The organism is Pseudomonas sp. Z3-8 (assembly GCF_051131975.1).
Classification (GTDB): domain Bacteria; phylum Pseudomonadota; class Gammaproteobacteria; order Pseudomonadales; family Pseudomonadaceae; genus Aquipseudomonas.
On record NZ_CP071643.1, the window covers coordinates 2,480,580 to 2,499,259 of the forward strand.

Genomic DNA, 18,680 nt, shown 5'->3' on the forward strand with positions numbered 1-18,680 from the left:
TCCTTCAGCGGTATGTTTCAGGCCGGGCTCAATCTTCGAATCCGACCTGTTCGTGGATTTCATCAACCTTGAGTTCAAGCCGGTAGGCCACGGCGATGAACAGCGCCTGGCACAGGCACAGGGTGGCGCTCAACGAGCGAAAGGCGAACGAGCTGCCTTCGTTCACCAGCAGCACCGCATTCGCCCGCTTGGCCAGGGGCGACAGGTTGCTGTCGGTGATGATCAGCGTCTTGGCCTGGTGATGCTGGGCGATGCGCAGGCAGTGCTGGGTTTCCTTGCCGTACGGGGTAAAGCTGATGGCGATCACCAGATCATTGGCCCGGACGCTGCGCATCTGCTCGCGATAACTGCCGCCCAGGCCCGACACGAGGTGAATACGCTTGTTGGTGTGCTGAAGGTTATAGACCAGGTAATCGGCCACCGCGAACGAGCGCCGCACACCAACGACGTAGATGTTGTCGGCGTTGACCACCAGGTCGACGGCTTTTTCGAACGCCTCGTCGTCGAGTTCCAACCCCAGGCGCTCGATGCCCGACAGGGTGGCGTTGACGCATTCTCGAGCGAGATCGCCGGCGCTGGCCTTCTGCGACTTGTTGGCGATCATGCTGCGGATGCGCTGCTGGTAGTTCTGCACCGGCGTGGTCTTGTGGGTATACGCCTCGCGAAACAGCGCCTGCATTTCGCTGAACCCGCTGAAGCCGAAGCGCTGGGAAAACCGCACGATGGCCGAAGGGTGCACTTCGCATTCCCGAGCGATGTCGCTGATGCGATCGACCATGATCCGGTCGCTCTGCTGGCTCATGTAGCTGGCGATGCGTTTGAGCTGGCGCGGCAGGCTTTCGTATTCATCGGTGATCAGTTGCAACAGGCGCTCGGCATTGATCGGCGGGCTCGGGAGGGCGGGTTCGGACGCGCTCTCGGTCGGCGCCGGCAGATCATCGGGGCGGGTCATAGAAAATCCTTCTGGCTTGTTCTTATAGGGCGGCCCGGAAAAAGGCCGGCCCTCGACAATAGGTTGGCTGGTCGCAGTCTACAGCGTAGGCGCGGGGAAAATCATGGGCGAACAAATGTTGCAGCAGTGCTGAAACGATGCACTGTGTCTGGTTCGCCTGGGTTGTAGCGTATTGGAAAAAATATTCCACGTAAAAAATTTATAGAATAATTATTGATTATTGCCCTCGGCTCGTTTTAGTCTGCATTCACCAACAGCGTTGGCGCCGGTGTCGGCGACAAACGCAGGCTGATAAAAATAACAGGAGCCAGCATGGGCCAGACTCGTTTTGCCAGTGGGCGTCAATTGGATGTGATCTGCCTGGGGCGCCTGGGCGTCGACCTCTATGCGCAACAAGTCGGCGCGCGCCTGGAAGATGTTTCGAGCTTCGCCAAGTACCTGGGCGGTTCCTCTGCCAACATCGCCTTCGGCACGGCACGCCTGGGGCTCCGGTCGGCGATGCTGAGCCGGGTCGGGGACGACCACATGGGGCGCTTCCTGGTGGAGTCCCTGGCTCGCGAAGGCTGCGATGTCAGTGGCATCAAGGTCGATCCCGAACGCCTGACGGCCATGGTCCTGCTGGGTATCAAGGACCGGGAAACCTTTCCCCTGGTGTTCTACCGGGAAAATTGCGCCGACATGGCGCTGCGCGCCGAAGACATCGACGAAACCTTCATTGCCGCCAGCAAGGCCCTGCTGATCACCGGCACGCATTTCTCCACCGATGGCGTCTACCAGGCCAGTATCCAGGCCCTGGACTACGCGCAAAAGCACCAGGTCAAGCGCGTCCTCGACATCGACTATCGGCCGGTGCTCTGGGGCCTGGCGGCCAAGGCTGACGGAGAGACCCGGTTCGTGGCCGACCAGAAGGTCAGCCAGCATGTGCAAGGCATCCTGCCGCGTTTCGACCTGATCGTTGGCACCGAAGAAGAATTCCTCATTGCCGGCGGTAGCGAAGACCTGCTGACCGCGCTGCGCACCGTACGCTCGCTGACGGCGGCGACCCTGGTGGTCAAGCTCGGCCCCCAGGGCTGCACGGTGATCCATGGCGCCATCCCGGCCCGGCTCGAAGACGGTGCGATTTACCCGGGTGTTCGAGTCGAAGTCTTGAACGTACTGGGCGCCGGTGATGCGTTCATGTCGGGCTTTCTTGCCGGCTGGCTGGAAGATGCCAGTGATGAACGCTGCTGCCAGTTGGCCAATGCCTGCGGCGGCCTGGTGGTGTCGCGCCATGCCTGCGCCCCGGCGATGCCGACCCGGGCCGAGCTCGACTATCTATTTCAAAGCCCGGTGCCGATCACCCGGCCCGATCAGGATGCCGTGCTGCAACGGCTGCACCAGGTCAGCGTGCCCCGCAAGGCCTGGAAACAGTTGTTCATCTTTGCCTTCGACCATCGCGGACAATTGGTGGAGCTGGCCCAGAAGGGCGGTCGCGAGTTGAGCAGCATTGGCGAGCTCAAGCAATTATTCATCCAGGCCGTGGCGCGGGTCGAAGCCGTCCTGCGGCACCAGGGCATCGAGGCCGACGTCGGTCTGCTGGCCGACCAGCGTTTCGGCCAGGATTCGCTGAACGCTGCCACCGGGCGCGGCTGGTGGGTGGCGCGGCCGGTGGAGGTGCAAGGTTCACGGCCGCTGGCGTTCGAACACGGCCGTTCCATCGGCAGCAACCTGATTGCCTGGCCACAAGAGCAGATCATCAAATGCCTGGTGCAATTTCATCCTGACGACGAACCGCTGCTGCGCCTGGAGCAAGAGGCGCAATTGATGGGGTTGTACAAGGCCTCCCAGGCCAGCGGCCATGAGTTGTTGCTGGAAGTCATACCGCCCAAGGATCATCCATCACCGCACCCGGACGTGCTCTATCGTGCCCTCAAGCGCCTCTACAACCTGGGTATCTTCCCGGCGTGGTGGAAGATCGAAGCCCAGGGCGCGAAGGAGTGGCAGCAGCTCGACGAGCTGATTCAACAGCGCGACCCGTATTGCCGTGGCGTGGTGCTGCTGGGCCTCAATGCCCCTGCCGCCGCGTTGGCCGAAGGCTTTCGCCAGGCCAGCCAGAGCAGCACTTGCAGAGGGTTTGCCGTGGGCCGGACGATCTTCCAGGAACCGAGCCGCGCCTGGCTGGCCGGGGAGATCGATGATGAAACGCTGATCCGGGATGTGCAGGACCGGTTTGTGGAATTGATCGAGGCCTGGCGCGCCGCGCGAAGTTAAAGGAAGTCAAAGATTGTGAACACTGAGCCTGTGGGAGCGAGCCTGCTCGCGAAGGCGTCGGGTCTGCAGCATTGATGTGACTGACCCTCCGCTTTCGCGAGCAGGCTCGCTCCCACAGGGGTTCGCCGCCCTGGTTATGTAAAACAACAAAAGGTGCAGCCATGCCCGCTATTCGAATTGGCATCAACCCGATTTCCTGGAGCAACGACGACTTGCCATCGTTGGGCGGCGAGACGCCGTTGAGTACGGCGCTGAGCGAAGGCAAGGAAATCGGCTATGAAGGTTTCGAGCTCAATGGCAAGTTTCCCAAGGACGCCAAGGGCGTCGGCGACGTGTTGCGACCTTACGACCTGGCGCTGGTCTCCGGCTGGTATTCCAGTCGCTTGGCGCGTCGTTCGGCGGCCGAGGAGATCGACGCCATCGCCAGCCATGTCGAGCTGCTGGCGCAGAACGGCGCAACGGTGCTGGTCTATGGCGAAGTTGCCGATTCGATCCAGGGCCAGCGCATTCCGTTGATCGAGCGGCCACGCTTTCACACTGACGAGGCCTGGCAGGCCTATGCCGACAAGCTCACCGAGCTGGCCCGCTTCACCTTGTCCCAAGGCGTGCGCCTGGCCTATCACCACCACATGGGCGCCTACGTTGAATCGCCTTCGGACATCGACAAGCTGATGGCGCTGACCGGCAGCGAGGTCGGCCTGTTGTTCGATTCGGGCCATTGCTACATGGGCGGCGGCGAACCGCTGCAGGTGCTGCGCAAACACATCGAGCGCATCTGCCACGTGCACTTCAAGGACGTGCGCAAACCGGTGGTGCAGTTGGCGCGCAACAACCTCTGGAGCTTTCCCGACTGCATCATCAACGGCACGTTCACCGTGCCTGGAGATGGAGATATCGACTTCGCCGCGTTGCTCGATGTGCTGCTGGCTGCCGACTACCAAGGCTGGCTGGTGGTGGAAGCCGAGCAGGACCCGGCCGTAGCGCCGAGTTATGCCTACGCCAAGAAGGGCTACGACACCTTGCGCGCCTTGTTGCAGGAAAGGAGCCCGGCATGAGCCTGTTGATCAAGAGCCAACCCAGCGGTCGAACCATGGTCCAGTTGCCGGCGGGTGAGCTGCAATACGTCGGCTTTGCCGCCTATCGCCTGAGCCTGGGTGAAACCCTGCCGGTGGCCGCCGGCGACAAGGAACTGTGCCTGGTGCTGCTCAGTGGTCGCATCAGCCTCAAGGGCGAAGCGCCGGGGCAGGGCGCCTTCGATTGGGACAACCTCGGTGATCGCCAGTCGGTGTTCGAGGACAAATCACCTTATGCCGCTTACCTGCCGCCCGGCAGCCAGGCCCTGGTCAGCGCCCTGAGCGATGTGCAGATTGCCGTGTGCGCCGCACCGGGTTCGGCGCAAAACAGCTATGTCCCACGGCTGATCCGCCCGGACAGCATGAAGCGCAGCGTGCGTGGCAAAGGCGCCAATACCCGCTACGTCTGCGACATCCTGCCGGACAGCGAACCGGCCCACTCGCTGCTGGTGGTGGAAGTGCGTACGCCGTCGGGGCATTCGTCCAGCTATCCGCCGCACAAGCACGACACCGACGACCTGCCGCACCAGAGTTTCCTCGAAGAGACCTATTACCACCAGGTCAACCCGTCCCAAGGCTTCGTGTTCCAGCGGGTCTACACCGACGACCGCAGCATCGACCAGGCCATGGCCGTGGAAGATAGCGATCTGGTCGTGGTGCCCAAGGGTTACCACCCGGTCAGCGTGCCCTACGGGTACGAGTCGTATTACCTGAATGTCATGGCCGGCCCGAAGCGGGTCTGGCAATTCCACAACGATCCGCAGCACAGCTGGCTGCTGGATCTCTGACCCCACACATACGCAGGGAGAACAAGCACGATGAGCGACGCCCCGGTAGTAGGCCATTACATCAACGGTCAGGTGCAGGACAGCGACAACAGCCCGCGGTCCAGCAACGTCTTCAATCCGGCCACCGGTGCGGTGCAAGCCCGGGTGGCCCTGGCCGAACCGAGCACCGTTGACGCGGCGGTGGCCTCGGCGCTGGCGGCGTTCCCGGCCTGGTCCGAGCAGTCGTCGTTGCGCCGTTCCCGGGTAATGTTCAAGTTCAAGGAGCTGCTCGATCGTCACCACGACGAACTGGCGCAGATCATCAGCCGTGAACACGGCAAGGTACTCTCCGACGCCCACGGCGAAGTCACCCGCGGCATCGAGATCGTCGAGTACGCCTGCGGTGCGCCGAGCCTGCTCAAGACCGACTTCAGCGATAACATCGGCGGCGGCATCGACAACTGGAACCTGCGCCAGCCCCTGGGCGTTTGCGCCGGAGTCACGCCGTTCAATTTCCCGGTGATGGTGCCGCTGTGGATGATTCCCCTGGCGCTGGTCGCCGGTAACTGCTTCATCCTCAAACCTTCGGAGCGCGACCCGTCCGCCAGTTTGCTGATGGCCCGCTTGTTGACGGAAGCCGGCCTGCCGGACGGCGTGTTCAACGTGGTCCAAGGTGACAAAGTGGCGGTGGATGCGCTGTTGCAACACCCGGACATCGAGGCGATCTCCTTTGTCGGCTCTACGCCCATCGCCGAATACATCCACCAGCAGGGCACCGCGAACGGCAAGCGCGTGCAGGCCCTGGGCGGGGCGAAAAACCACATGATCGTCATGCCCGACGCGGACCTCGACCAGGCGGCGGATGCGCTGATCGGCGCAGCCTACGGCTCGGCCGGCGAGCGCTGCATGGCGATCTCCATCGCCGTGGCGGTGGGTGACGTCGGCGATGAGCTGATCGCGCGATTGTTGCCGCGCATCGACCAGTTGCAGGTCGGCGACGGCCAACAGCCCGGAACTGACATGGGGCCGCTGGTCACCGCCGAGCACAAGGCCAAGGTCGAAGGGTTCATCGATGCCGGCGTGGCCGAGGGCGCTCGCTTGATCGTCGATGGCCGTGGTTTCAAAGTGCCGGGGGCGGAGCAGGGGTTCTTTGTCGGGGCGACGCTGTTCGATCAGGTCACTGCCGAGATGAGCATTTACCAGCAAGAGATTTTCGGCCCGGTGCTGGGGATCGTCCGTGTGCCGGATTTCGCCACGGCGGTCGCGCTGATCAACGCCCATGAATTCGGCAACGGCGTGTCGTGTTTTACCCGTGACGGCGGCATCGCCCGGGCATTCGCCCGCAGCATCAAGGTCGGCATGGTCGGTATCAACGTGCCGATTCCGGTGCCCATGGCCTGGCACTCCTTTGGCGGCTGGAAGCGCTCGCTATTCGGCGACCACCACGCTTACGGCGAGGAAGGCCTGCGCTTCTACAGTCGCTACAAGAGCGTGATGCAGCGCTGGCCGGACAGCATCGCCAAGGGTCCCGAATTCAGCATGCCCACTGCTCAATAACCCATTTCCATGAATGCCGGAGGGAGAACAACAATGAACAAGCCCCTGCGTTTTGCCTTGAACCGAATGGTTGCCCCACGCCTGTCACTGCCCGCGTTCATCGACTTGGCCCTGGCGTTGAAAACCGATGCCATCGAGATCCGCAACGACCTCGAGGGGGTCGAGATCGAAGACGGCATGCCGCCGGCCCGCGTCCGTGAGTTGTGCGAGGCCCGCGGGATCAAGGTGCTGTCGATCAACGCCCTGTACCCCTTCGATGTCTGGAACGAGGAGCGCCGCGCCCAGGCCGTGCGCCTGGCCGACTACGCCCGCGAATGCGGCGCCGAGGGGCTGGTGATGTGCCCGCTCAACGACCGCGCCGACCCGCGCAGCGAAGCCGAGCGTGCGGCGGGGCTGCGTACCGCCCTCAGTGAACTGGCGCCGATCCTGCGGGCCTTCGGTATCTACGGTTTTATCGAACCCCTGGGGTTCGAGGAGTGCTCGCTGCGGCGCAAACGCGCGGCGGTGGAAGCGATCAAGAGCATTGGCGGGCTGGATGTGTTCCGCCTGGTGCACGACACCTTCCACCATCATCTGGCCGGCGAGCAGGAGTTCTTCCCCGAACTGACCGGGCTGGTGCACATCTCCGGCGTCGAGGATGCGCAGGCTCCGTTGGCGAGTATTCGCGACGGTCATCGAGTGCTGGTGGGCGAGGCTGACATTCTCGGCAATGCCAAGCAGATCGAGGCGCTACGGGCCGGTGGCTACGAGGGTTACCTGTCCTTCGAGCCATTTGCCGAGAGCGTCCATGAGCTGGCCGACATCCGCCAGGCGTTGGGGGCGAGTATTAACCACCTGCAAGGCTCGCAGGCCTGACCTGATCTCAAAACGATGGAGAACCCCTGTGGGAGCGAGCTTGCTCGCGATGACGGTAGCCCATTCAACACATCAGTTGCCTGATACACCGCTATCACGAGCAAGCTCGCTCCCACACTTGACCGAGTTGCGTTTGAAAAGGTGCAAGCATGACCACAACACGACTGACCATGGCCCAGGCCCTGGTGAAATTCCTCGATAACCAGTACATCGAGGTCGATGGCGTCCAGAGCAAGTTCGTCGCCGGGGTCTTTACCATTTTCGGCCACGGCAACGTGCTGGGCCTGGGCCAGGCGCTGGAGCAGGACAGCGGCGACCTGGTGGTCCATCAGGGCCGCAACGAGCAGGGCATGGCCCATGCCGCCATCGGGTTTGCCAAGCAACATCTGCGGCGCAGGATCTACGCCTGTAGCTCGTCGGTCGGCCCCGGTGCGGCGAACATGCTGACCGCCGCCGCGACCGCGACAGCCAACCGCATCCCGTTGTTGCTATTGCCCGGCGATGTCTACGCCAGCCGCCAACCCGACCCGGTGCTGCAGCAGATCGAGCAGTTCCATGACCTGAGCATCAGCACCAACGATGCCTTCAAGGCCGTGAGTAAATACTGGGATCGGATCAACCGTCCTGAGCAATTGATGACCGCCGCGATCCATGCGATGCGGGTGCTGACCGACCCGGCCGAAACCGGCGCGGTGACCCTGGCGCTGCCCCAGGACGTGCAGGCCGAAGCCTACGATTACCCGGATTATTTCCTGCAGAAACGCGTGCACCGCATCGACCGTCGCCCGGCCACCGAGGCGATGCTCGGCGATGCCTTGGCGCTGCTCAAGGGCAAGCGCCGGCCGTTGGTCATCTGCGGTGGTGGCGTCAGGTATTCGGGGGCCAGCGCCGCGTTGCAGGCCTTTGCCGAGCGTTTCGACATCCCCTTCGCCGAAACCCAGGCGGGCAAAAGCGCCGTGGTCTCCAGTCATCCATTGAACGTCGGCGGCGTCGGCGAAACCGGTTGCCTGGCGGCGAACCTGCTGGCCAAGGAAGCGGACCTGATCATCGGCATTGGCACCCGCTACAGTGATTTCACCACGGCGTCGAAATGGCTGTTCCAGCATCCCGAGGTGCAGTTTCTCAACCTCAACATCAGTCCATGCGATGCCTTGAAGCTCGACGGTGTGCAATTGCTCGCCGATGCGCGTTCCGGGCTTGAGGCTTTGTCCGCCGCGATGGGGTATTATCGTGCCGAATGGGGCGGGCAGATCGCCGATGCCAAGGCCCAACTCGACGCCGAAGTGGACCGGGTCTACCAGGCGGATTACCAGGCCAAGGATTTCGTCCCGGAAATCAACGACCACATGGACCCGGCGGTGTTTCGCGAGTTCATCGAGCTCACCGGATCCTGCCTGACCCAGAGCCGCGTGCTCGGCACCCTCAACGAAACCCTGGCCGATGATGCCGTCATCGTCGCCGCCGCCGGCAGCCTGCCGGGTGATTTGCAGCGCAGCTGGCGCAGCAAGGGCGTGAACACCTACCACGTCGAATATGGCTATTCGTGCATGGGCTACGAGGTCAATGCCGCCCTGGGCGTGAAGCTCGCCGAGCCGGACAAGGAGGTCTACGCGCTGGTGGGCGATGGCTCCTACATGATGCTGCACTCCGAACTCGCCACCTCGATCCAGGAGCGCCGCAAGATCAATGTGGTGCTACTGGACAACATGACGTTCGGATGCATCAACAACCTGCAGATGGAACACGGCATGGACAGCTTCGGCACCGAGTTCCGCTTCCGCAACCCCGAGACGGGCAAGCTCGACGGCGCCTTCGTGCCGGTGGATTTCGCCATGAGCGCGGCGGCCTACGGTTGCAAGACCTACAAGGTCAAGACACTGGAGGAGCTGCACGCCGCGCTGGCCGACGCCCGACTCCAGACGGTCTCGACGCTGATCGACATCAAGGTCCTGCCCAAGACCATGATCCACAAGTACCTGTCGTGGTGGCGGGTCGGCGTGGCGCAAGTCTCTACCAGCGCGCGTACCGATGCCGTCGCCAAGACCCTCAACGAACGACTGGCCAAGGCCCGTCAATACTGATTGCCCCAACCCTACGAAAGGAGTTCCACATGTCTTTGAAGCTGGGCGTCATCGGCACCGGGGCCATCGGCCAGGACCATATCCGTCGTTGCAGCCAGACGTTGCTCAACAGCCAGGTCGTCGCGGTGACCGACATCAACCTGGTGCAGGCGGCGAAAGTGGTGGCCGACCTGAAACTCACCGCCGAGGTCTATCCCGACGGCCATGCGCTGATCAAGGCGCCGGACGTCGAGGCGATCCTCGTCACGTCCTGGGGCCCGAGTCATGAAGAATTCGTGCTGGCGGCCATCGCGGCCGGCAAGCCGGTGTTCTGTGAGAAGCCGTTGGCCGTTACCGCCGAAGGTTGCCGCCGGATCGTCGAAGCCGAAGTGGCCCACGGCAAGCGCCTGGTACAGGTCGGGTTCATGCGCCCCTACGATGAAGGTTATCGGGCGCTCAAGTCGGTGATCGACAGCGGACAGATCGGCGAGCCGTTGATGCTGCACTGTGCCCACCGCAACCCCAGCGTGGGCGAAAACTACAAGACCGACATGGCCATCACCGACACCTTGATTCACGAGTTGGACGTGTTGCGCTGGTTGCTCGCCGACGACTACGTCTCGGTGCAGGTGGTGTTTCCACGCAAGACCAGCAAGGCCCTGGTGCACTTGCGCGATCCACAGATCGTCCTGCTGGAAACCGCCAAGGGGACGCGCATCGACGTTGAAGTGTTCGTCAATTGCCAGTACGGCTACGACATCCAGTGCGAAGTGGTGGGGGAGACCGGCATCGCCAGGCTGCCAGAACCGTCCCAGGTGCAACTGCGCAGCGGCGCCAAGCTTTCCAATGCGATCCTGATGGACTGGAAAGACCGGTTCATCGGCGCTTACGACGTCGAACTGCAGGCCTTCATCGACGGCGTGCGCGCCGGCCAGGTGGGCGGCCCCTCGGCCTGGGATGGCTTTGCCGCGGCGGTGGCGGCGGACGCGTGTATCGAAGCGCAGCAGAGCGGGCAGATCGTCAAGGTCGAGCTGCCCGAGCGGCCTCGGTTCTACGGCTGAGCACATGCCCTTTGGGCATGCAATCAAACTGTGGGAGCGAGCCTGCTCGCGAAGGCGGTGTGTCAGGTCACACAATCCAGCTTGATCCGACGCTATCGCGAGCAAGCTCGCTCCCACGGTCGACTGTGTTATCCCAGGAGTACTCGGTCAAATTTGTGGGAGCGAGCTTGCTCGCGATGGCGGTGGGTCAGGCGATATTGATGCTGGCGGGCCTGACGCTTTCGCGAGCAGGCTCGCTCCCACGGTCGACTGTGTTATCCCAAGAGTACTCGGTCAAATTTGTGGGAGCGAGCTTGCTCGCGATGGCGGTGGGTCAGGCGATATTGATGCTGGCGGGCCTGACGCTTTCGCGAGCAGGCTCGCTCCCACAGGAGTTGCATCTACATAAGGGGCTTTCATGCGAATCGGATTAGTAGGCTACGGCAAGGGCGGTCGTTTTTTCCATGCGCCGCTGATCAGCAGCCTGCCGGGGGCTACCTTCATCGGCGTGGTGACCCGCTCCGCCGAGCGGCGCCAGCAGCTGGCCAGCGATTACCCGAAGGTCCAGGCGTTCGACACTCTCGAACAGTTGGTGGCGGCGGGTGTCGAGGCGGTGGTCGTGTCTATCCCTTTGGACGGTCGCCCGGCCATCGTGATGCAGGCGATCGAACTCGGCGTGGCGGTGGTCAGCGATAAGCCTTTTGCCCTGGACGCCGCACAGGCCGAAGCGATGGTGCTGACCGCCGAACGCCGCAACGTGCCGTTGAGCGTCTACCAGAACCGGCGCTGGGATTCGGATTTCCTGACCGTGCGCAAGTTGCTCGGATCCGGCGCACTGGGGCAGGTGATTCGCTTTGAATCCAGCGTCGAACGTTACTCACCGTCCTCGGTGGGCAAGGGCAGCGGCGGCGGATTCCTGCTGGATCTGGGCAGCCATCTGGTGGACCAGGCGCTGCAATTGTTTGGTCCGGTGATGCGGGTTTACGCCGAGCTCGATTATCGACAGCCGGGCCAGGCGTTCGATAACGGTTTCTTCATGTCACTGACCCATGTCGGTGGCGTCATTTCCCACTTGAGCGGCAATTGCGTGCAAAACGCTCCACGCCCACGTTTCCGGGTCAGCGGCAGCGAAGGCTGCTATACCGTCGAAGGCCTCGACGGGCAGGAAGCCTTGGCATTGGCGGGGTTGAGCCCGGCTACCGAAGGCGAACGCTGGGGCGCAGAGGAGCACCGCCGCTGGGGCTGGTTCGAACACGGCGCAGAGCGCGAGCGGGTCGCCTCGGAGCGGGGATGCTGGCTGGAATTCTACCAGCGCCTCCAAGCCGCGTTGCAGGGCAACGGCCCATTGCCGGTGGCGGCCCGCGATGCCTTGGCCACGACGCGCGTTCTGGACGCTGCCAGGCAAAGTGCTGAGCAAGGCGTGGTGGTGTGTTTATCCACGCCCGTAGGACATGGAACAAAAAACGAATAAAATTCTAAAATAAGTTGATATGGAAAATATTTTCCAATAAAGTCGATTCCAGGTGACCGACAACCCTGTTCGCGTTTATCCAGGCTCGGCTTGAATGAACGACGAACTAAACAAAAACAAGAAACACAGCCAGGTACCGTCGATGAAAACCTTCAACCGCTCTGCGTTTCACCTGCCACTGCCCTTGCGTCTGTCCGCAATCCTTCCTTTTTTCGAATCCCTGTGCATCCAGCGCAAGGGTGCCGTGGTGTGCTGCATGCCCGGCGCACCGATTGTTCGTTTGCCGCGTTCCTGAAGTCCGTCACGCCTTATCCATAAGACCAACAAAAATGTGGAGAAAGACCGTTCATGAAGACCAAGACCCGTATTGCCTCGCTGGCCCTGTCGTTGATGTTCGCCAGCGGCGTTGCCCTGGCGGACCTGAAGATCGGCGTCAGCATGTCCCAGTTCGATGACACCTGGTTGACCTACCTGCGCGAATCCATGGACAAGAAAGCCAAGTCCCTGCCGGACGGCGTCACGCTGCAATTCGAAGATGCCCGCAGTGACGTGGTCAAGCAGCTCAGCCAGGTGGAAAGCTTCATCAGCCAGAAGGTCGATGCGCTCATCGTCAACCCCGTGGACACCGCCGCGACCCAGCGCATCACCAAGGCCGCGGTCGCCGCCGGCATCCCGCTGGTGTATGTCAACCGCCGCCCGGACGATCTGAAATTACCGGAAGGGGTGGTCACCGTGGCCTCCGATGACCTGGAAGCCGGGCGCATGCAGATGCAATACCTGGCCGACAAGATGGGCGGCAAGGGCGACATCGTGATCTTGCTGGGCGACCTGGCCAACAATTCCACCACTAACCGCACCAAGGGCGTCAAGGAAGTGCTGGCCAAGTACCCGGGCATCAAGATCGAACAGGAACAGACCGGCACCTGGTCGCGGGATAAGGGTATGACCCTGGTCAACGATTGGCTGACCCAGGGCCGCGACTTCCAGGCCGTGGTGTCCAACAATGACGAGATGGCCATCGGCGCCGCCATGGCGCTCAAGGGCGCTGGCAAAGAGAAGGGCAGCGTCCTGATTGCCGGGGTCGATGGCACGCCGGATGGCTTGAACGCCATCAAGAAAGGCGAGATGGCGGTCTCGGTGTTCCAGGACGCCAAGGGCCAGGCCGATGGCTCCATCGACACGGCGGTGAAAATGGCCAAGGGCGAGAAGATGCAATCCGTCGTGGTGCCCTATCGCCTGATCACGCCGGAGAACGTCGATCAGTTCAAGTGACGTCCCACCCGTTCCATCACAACAATAAACAGGCAAGGTCGCCGCGCCGATCTTGCCGAGGGGAGTACCTGACCATGTTCGCATCAGCGACTGCTACGAGCGCCCCGGCGGCGACTTTCCAGCCGGGCGCATTACCTGACGAACCGTACCTGTTGGAAGTCGTCAACGTCAGCAAGGGTTTTCCCGGCGTGGTGGCCCTGTCCGACGTGCAACTGCGGGTGCGCCCCGGCTCGGTGCTGGCCTTGATGGGCGAAAACGGCGCAGGCAAATCCACGCTGATGAAAATCATCGCCGGCATCTACCAGCCGGATGCCGGTGAGCTGCGCCTGCGCGGCAAGCCGATCACTTTCGACACCCCGCTGGCAGCCTTGCAGGCCGGGATCGCGATGATCCACCAGGAATTGAACCTGATGCCGCACATGAGCATCGCCGAGAACATCTGGATCGGCCGTGAGCAGCTCAACGGCCTGCACATGATCGACCACGGTGAGATGCACCGGTGCACCGCGCGCTTGCTGGAGCGCCTGCGAATCAAGCTCGACCCCGAGGAGCAGGTGGGCAACCTGAGCATCGCCGAGCGGCAGATGGTGGAGATCGCCAAGGCCGTTTCGTATGACTCGGACATCCTGATCATGGACGAACCGACCTCGGCCATCACCGAGACGGAAGTCGCGCATCTGTTTTCGATCATCGCCGACCTCAAGGCCCAGGGTAAGGGCATCATCTATATCACCCACAAGATGAATGAAGTGTTCGCCATCGCCGATGAGGTGGCGGTGTTCCGTGACGGTGCCTACATCGGTCTGCAACGGGCCGACAGCATGGACGGCGACAGCCTGATTTCGATGATGGTCGGGCGCGAGTTGAGCCAGTTGTTTCCCGAGCGGGACAAGCCCATCGGCGATAAGGTGCTGTCGGTACGCGACCTGAGCCTGGACGGTATCTTCAAAGGCGTGTCGTTCGACCTGCATGCTGGCGAAATCCTCGGCATCGCCGGGTTGATGGGCTCGGGCCGGACCAATGTCGCCGAGGCCATCTTTGGCGTGACCCCGGCCACCGGCGGCGAGATCCAGCTGGACGGCGAGCCGGTGCGCATCACCGATCCGCACATGGCGATCGAGAAGGGCTTCGCCCTGTTGACCGAAGACCGCAAGCTCAGCGGCCTGTTTCCCTGCCTGTCGGTGCTGGAAAACATGGAGATAGCGGTGTTGCCCCATTACGTCGGCAACGGCTTCATCCAGCAAAAAGCCCTGCGCGCGCTGTGCGAAGAAATGTGCAAGAAATTGCGGGTCAAGACGCCGTCCCTCGAGCAGTGCATCGACACCTTGTCCGGCGGCAACCAGCAGAAAGCGTTGCTGGCCCGCTGGCTGATGACCAACCCGCGCATCCTGATCCTCGACGAGCCGACCCGCGGCATCGATGTTGGCGCCAAGGCGGAAATCTACCGACTCATTTCCTACCTCGCCAGCGAAGGCATGGCGGTCATCATGATTTCCTCGGAACTGCCCGAGGTGCTCGGCATGAGCGACCGGGTCATGGTGATGCACGAAGGTGACCTGATGGGCACTCTCGACCGTAGCGAAGCGACCCAGGAACGAGTCATGCAACTGGCGTCGGGCCTGTCCTGATTGCCCGTCCGCCCAGATAACGAAGGTAAATGGCTATGAACGCGATACTGGAAAACAAACCCGCGGCCGCACCGGCCAGGACGCGTCGACGGTTGCCGACGGAACTGAGCATTTTCCTGGTGCTGATCGGCATCGGGCTGGTGTTCGAGATGTTCGGCTGGATCATGCGCGACCAGAGTTTCCTGATGAATTCGCAGCGCCTGGTGCTGATGATCCTGCAAGTGTCGATCATCGGCCTGCTGGCCATCGGCGTGACCCAGGTGATCATCACCACCGGCATCGACCTGTCGTCCGGCTCGGTACTGGCGCTGTCGGCGATGATTGCCGCCAGCCTGGCCCAGACTTCGGATTTCGCCCGGGCGGTGTTTCCTTCCCTGACCGACCTGCCGGTGTGGATCCCGGTGGTGGCGGGGCTGGGGGTCGGTTTGCTGGCCGGCGCAATCAACGGCAGCATCATCGCCCTTACCGGCATCCCACCGTTCATCGCCACCCTCGGCATGATGGTCTCGGCCCGTGGCCTGGCGCGTTACTACACCGAAGGCCAGCCGGTGAGCATGCTGTCTGATTCGTACACGGCCATCGGTCATGGCGCGATGCCCGTGATCATCTTCCTGGTGGTGGCGGTGATCTTTCACATCGCCTTGCGCTACACCAAGTACGGCAAATACACCTACGCCATCGGCGGCAACATGCAGGCGGCGCGGACCTCGGGCATCAACGTCAAGCGTCATCTGGTGATCGTCTACAGCATCGCCGGGCTGCTGGCGGGACTCGCCGGCGTGGTGGCTTCGGCGCGTGCGGCGACCGGGCAGGCGGGCATGGGCATGTCTTATGAGCTGGACGCGATTGCCGCGGCGGTGATCGGCGGCACCAGCCTGGCTGGCGGGGTGGGGCGCATCACCGGGACGGTGATCGGCGCGCTGATCCTCGGGGTGATGGCCAGCGGCTTCACCTTTGTCGGTGTCGACGCCTATATCCAGGACATCATCAAGGGGCTGATCATCGTGGTCGCGGTGGTCATCGACCAATACCGCAACAAGCGCAAACTCAAGCGCTAGGTCACTGCCTATGCGACAAAGCGCCACGCCTGACCCGCGTGGCGTTGCCATTTGTCTTCTTAATACAGCCATTGAAGCGAATTTCTTGTTATAAACGCACTCCGATGGCCGGTAGAAGCCTGTCGAGGCAGCATTTGAAGCGGTTGTCGGACATTTTCCCCATGTTTTCGGTTGCTGACACCCCAACTCGGCCTTAGACTGCCGCCCCTCGTAAATTGAGTGCCGGGTGGCGCTTGGAATAAACGGCGCCTTCCCGATGAGCGTGGCGGCTCAGGACGGGTACGAGAAGTCACGCAGGCGCCTTTCGTACCAAGTCCGGTGCGGGACGCTCCATAATTCGCCTTAATGCACGTTTTTTTATAGAGATATCAATGACAAAGGAAAAGTTGCTGGCCATGCCGGCGGATGACTACATGAATGCCGAGCAACTGGCTTACTTCACCAAGCTGTTGCAGAACATGAAGGTCGAAACCCACGAGCGCATCGAACAGAACCGAATCGCCATTGAGAGCCTGGACACCCCGGCCGACCCGGCGGACGCCGCTTCCGTGGAAGAAGAGCGCACCTGGCTGGTCAACGCCATCGATCGCGACCAACGCATGCTGCCGCAACTGGAGCAGGCGCTGGACCGCATCAACGACCAAAGCTTCGGCTGGTGCGACGACAGCGGCGAGCCGATCGGCCTCAAGCGCCTGCTGATCAGCCCGACCACCAAGTACTGCATCGAAGCCCAGGAACGTCACGAACAGATCGACAAGCACCAGCGTCAGGCCTGATTCCGTTCCAGAAAAAGATCGCAGCCTTCTTTCGGAGGCTGCGATCTTTTTGCTTTCGCCTGTTCGCCTATGCTCATTGAGCTGATGCAAAAAACACGACTAATGGACCATGGATAATGGCCTTGTAGTGGCGTTTAATGCGTGCATAACAATGATAAATGTGGGTGACAAACATGGCGACAGACGGATCTCTGGCGGCGACAGCGTCGGCCTCGGTGCCCGCGGCGGGTGGCACGGCGCGCTGGGTTGCGCCGACTTTGCAAAGCGTCGCGCTGGTTTTGCTGCTTTGCGGCATGACATTGGGCGGTTGGTCGTTGTATCTGGGCCTGCCGCTGGCGCTGCTCATCGTCTGGTTGCCACGTCTGCGCTCACGCCTGGCCAATGCTCCCGCGCCAGCGGCGAGCGACAGCCTGGCCGAGCTGACCCGCGATCTCTCCTACACCACCAGCCATAACGCTCTGTCGGCGGCGGGGGTGGCCTATTCGGTCAAGCAATTGGCCGGCAAGGTCCAGTCGCAGCTGGGCGCCGCGGCGCAGATCGTCAGCAATGCGGAGGCGATGATCGCGACCGAACAGGCCACCTCGCACCTCAGCCAGCAGGCGCTGGGCGCGGCCAGCGAGGCCCATCGCAGCAGTGTCGCCGGGCGCAGCGAACTGGTGGAATCCATCAGCCGCATGCATCAGCTCAGCCAGCGCGCCAATGACAGCCGTGAGTTGATCGAAGCGCTGAGCGTGCGCAGCGACGAAATCCAGCGCGTGAGCCTGGTGATTCAATCGATCGCCAGCCAGACCAACCTGTTGGCGCTCAATGCCGCCATCGAAGCGGCCCGGGCCGGTGAGCATGGCCGCGGATTCGCGGTAGTGGCCGACGAGGTCCGCGGCCTGGCCGGGCGCACGGCCGCGGCAACCGGCGAGGTCGGGGTGATGGTGGCGGACATCCAGCAGCGCACTGCGCAGGTGGTTGAACAGATCCGGCAACTGGCTGGCGACCTGGACAGCGGCGTGCAGCAAGTCGAGCACACCGGCCAGCACCTGGAGAACATTGCCCGGCTCGCCGCGGGTGTCGAAACCCAGGTCAGCGCTATCGCCCAAGGCACCGATACCAACCGCGAGCAGCTCGACAGTCTGTTCCATGCCATCGAGCAGATGCGCAGCGATCTGGCGATCAGCGATCAACAGACCCAGCGCCTGGCCGAGGCTGCCGTACAGATGGAAGGCCAGGCCGAAACCATCAGCGAGCGTTTGGCCGAGGTGGGCCTCGATGATTACCACCAGCGGGTCTATGACCTGGCCCGCGAAGGCGCTAGCCGGATTACCGCGCAGTTCGAAGCGGATGTCGATCAGGGCCGTGTCAGCCTCGAAGACCTGTTCGACCGCAACTACCAGCCCATCCCCAATACCCACCCGGCCAAGTTCCAGACCCGTTTTGACCGCTACACCGATCAGGTACTGCCGGCCATCCAGGAACCGCTACTCGCCCGGCATGAAGGCCTGGTGTTTGCAATCGCCTGTACCCAGCAAGGCTACGTGCCGACCCACAACAACGCCTTCTGCCAGCCACTGACCGGCGATCCCCAGGTGGACACGCTGAGCAACCGCACCAAGCGCAAGTTTTCCGATCGCACCGGGATTCGCTGCGGCAGCCACCAACAGCCGGTGTTGCTGCAAACCTATACGCGTGACACCGGGGAACTGATGCACGACCTGTCGGTGCCGATCATGCTCAAGGGGCGTCACTGGGGGGGATTGCGGTTGGGTTACAAGCCTGAGAAGCCGCGCTGAGCCTCAACGCAACGGTGCGAAGAGCTGTTGTGGCGAGGGAGCTTGCTCCCGCTCGGCTGCGCAGCGGTCGCAAATCATGGGCCTGCTGCGCAGGCCAGCGGGAGCAAGCTCCCTCGCCACGAGAGCGGTCTAACGATGTT

Annotated in this window: 15 protein-coding genes; 14 read left to right on the forward strand and 1 reads right to left on the reverse strand. The window is 62.4% G+C overall.

All coding sequences use genetic code 11. The features are described from left to right. Positions 1-28: 28 nt before the first annotated feature. Positions 29-952 carry a MurR/RpiR family transcriptional regulator gene (locus tag J3P94_RS11580; protein WP_434573478.1) on the reverse strand — a complete coding sequence of 308 codons (924 nt, stop codon included), beginning with the start codon at positions 950-952 and terminating at the stop codon, positions 29-31. Positions 953-1,264: 312 nt separating this feature from the next. Here J3P94_RS11580 and J3P94_RS11585 point away from each other — a divergent pair, with 312 nt between their 5' ends. From J3P94_RS11585 to J3P94_RS11650, 14 genes are all read left to right on the forward strand, one after another. Next, on the forward strand, positions 1,265-3,202 hold the full coding sequence (locus J3P94_RS11585; RefSeq protein WP_434573480.1) for a bifunctional 5-dehydro-2-deoxygluconokinase/5-dehydro-2-deoxyphosphogluconate aldolase: 1,938 nt from the start codon (positions 1,265-1,267) through the stop codon (positions 3,200-3,202). Between the two features lie 161 nt (positions 3,203-3,363). Further along, positions 3,364-4,257 (forward strand): myo-inosose-2 dehydratase, encoded by an 894-nt coding sequence (gene iolE, locus J3P94_RS11590; protein ID WP_434573482.1) that lies wholly within the window; start codon positions 3,364-3,366, stop codon positions 4,255-4,257. After that, the gene (gene iolB, locus J3P94_RS11595) at positions 4,254-5,063 is read left to right on the forward strand and encodes a 5-deoxy-glucuronate isomerase (RefSeq protein WP_434573484.1); all 810 of its coding nucleotides are present in this window, start codon (positions 4,254-4,256) and stop codon (positions 5,061-5,063) included. Before iolE ends, iolB begins: the two co-directional genes overlap by 4 nt. 30 nt (positions 5,064-5,093) lie before the next feature. Then, positions 5,094-6,599 (forward strand): CoA-acylating methylmalonate-semialdehyde dehydrogenase, encoded by a 1,506-nt coding sequence (locus J3P94_RS11600; protein ID WP_434573486.1) that lies wholly within the window; start codon positions 5,094-5,096, stop codon positions 6,597-6,599. 33 nt (positions 6,600-6,632) lie between these two features. Next, positions 6,633-7,454: a TIM barrel protein gene (locus J3P94_RS11605; RefSeq protein ID WP_434573488.1), complete on the forward strand. Its 822-nt coding sequence runs from the start codon at positions 6,633-6,635 to the stop codon at positions 7,452-7,454. A 149-nt stretch (positions 7,455-7,603) separates the two neighbouring features. Further along, positions 7,604-9,535 carry a 3D-(3,5/4)-trihydroxycyclohexane-1,2-dione acylhydrolase (decyclizing) gene (iolD, locus tag J3P94_RS11610; RefSeq protein ID WP_434573490.1) on the forward strand — a complete coding sequence of 644 codons (1,932 nt, stop codon included), beginning with the start codon at positions 7,604-7,606 and terminating at the stop codon, positions 9,533-9,535. A gap of 29 nt (positions 9,536-9,564) precedes the next feature. Further along, the gene (locus J3P94_RS11615; RefSeq protein WP_434573492.1) at positions 9,565-10,575 is read left to right on the forward strand and encodes a Gfo/Idh/MocA family protein; all 1,011 of its coding nucleotides are present in this window, start codon (positions 9,565-9,567) and stop codon (positions 10,573-10,575) included. 397 nt (positions 10,576-10,972) lie between these two features. Beyond that, positions 10,973-12,025, forward strand: a complete 1,053-nt coding sequence (locus J3P94_RS11620) for a Gfo/Idh/MocA family protein (RefSeq protein ID WP_434573494.1) — start codon at positions 10,973-10,975, stop codon at positions 12,023-12,025. 94 nt (positions 12,026-12,119) lie between these two features. Beyond that, complete coding sequence (locus J3P94_RS11625; RefSeq protein WP_434573496.1) at positions 12,120-12,320, forward strand: hypothetical protein; 201 nt, start codon at positions 12,120-12,122, stop codon at positions 12,318-12,320. Between the two features lie 53 nt (positions 12,321-12,373). Next, positions 12,374-13,297: a sugar ABC transporter substrate-binding protein gene (locus tag J3P94_RS11630; RefSeq protein WP_434573498.1), complete on the forward strand. Its 924-nt coding sequence runs from the start codon at positions 12,374-12,376 to the stop codon at positions 13,295-13,297. 74 nt (positions 13,298-13,371) lie between these two features. Then, positions 13,372-14,925 carry a sugar ABC transporter ATP-binding protein gene (locus J3P94_RS11635; RefSeq protein WP_434573500.1) on the forward strand — a complete coding sequence of 518 codons (1,554 nt, stop codon included), beginning with the start codon at positions 13,372-13,374 and terminating at the stop codon, positions 14,923-14,925. A gap of 35 nt (positions 14,926-14,960) precedes the next feature. Further along, on the forward strand, positions 14,961-15,983 hold the full coding sequence (locus J3P94_RS11640; RefSeq protein ID WP_003180516.1) for an ABC transporter permease: 1,023 nt from the start codon (positions 14,961-14,963) through the stop codon (positions 15,981-15,983). A 371-nt stretch (positions 15,984-16,354) separates the two neighbouring features. Beyond that, positions 16,355-16,759: a TraR/DksA family transcriptional regulator gene (locus J3P94_RS11645; protein WP_434557518.1), complete on the forward strand. Its 405-nt coding sequence runs from the start codon at positions 16,355-16,357 to the stop codon at positions 16,757-16,759. A gap of 173 nt (positions 16,760-16,932) precedes the next feature. Then, positions 16,933-18,540 carry a methyl-accepting chemotaxis protein gene (locus tag J3P94_RS11650; protein ID WP_434573503.1) on the forward strand — a complete coding sequence of 536 codons (1,608 nt, stop codon included), beginning with the start codon at positions 16,933-16,935 and terminating at the stop codon, positions 18,538-18,540. Positions 18,541-18,680: the final 140 nt, after the last annotated feature.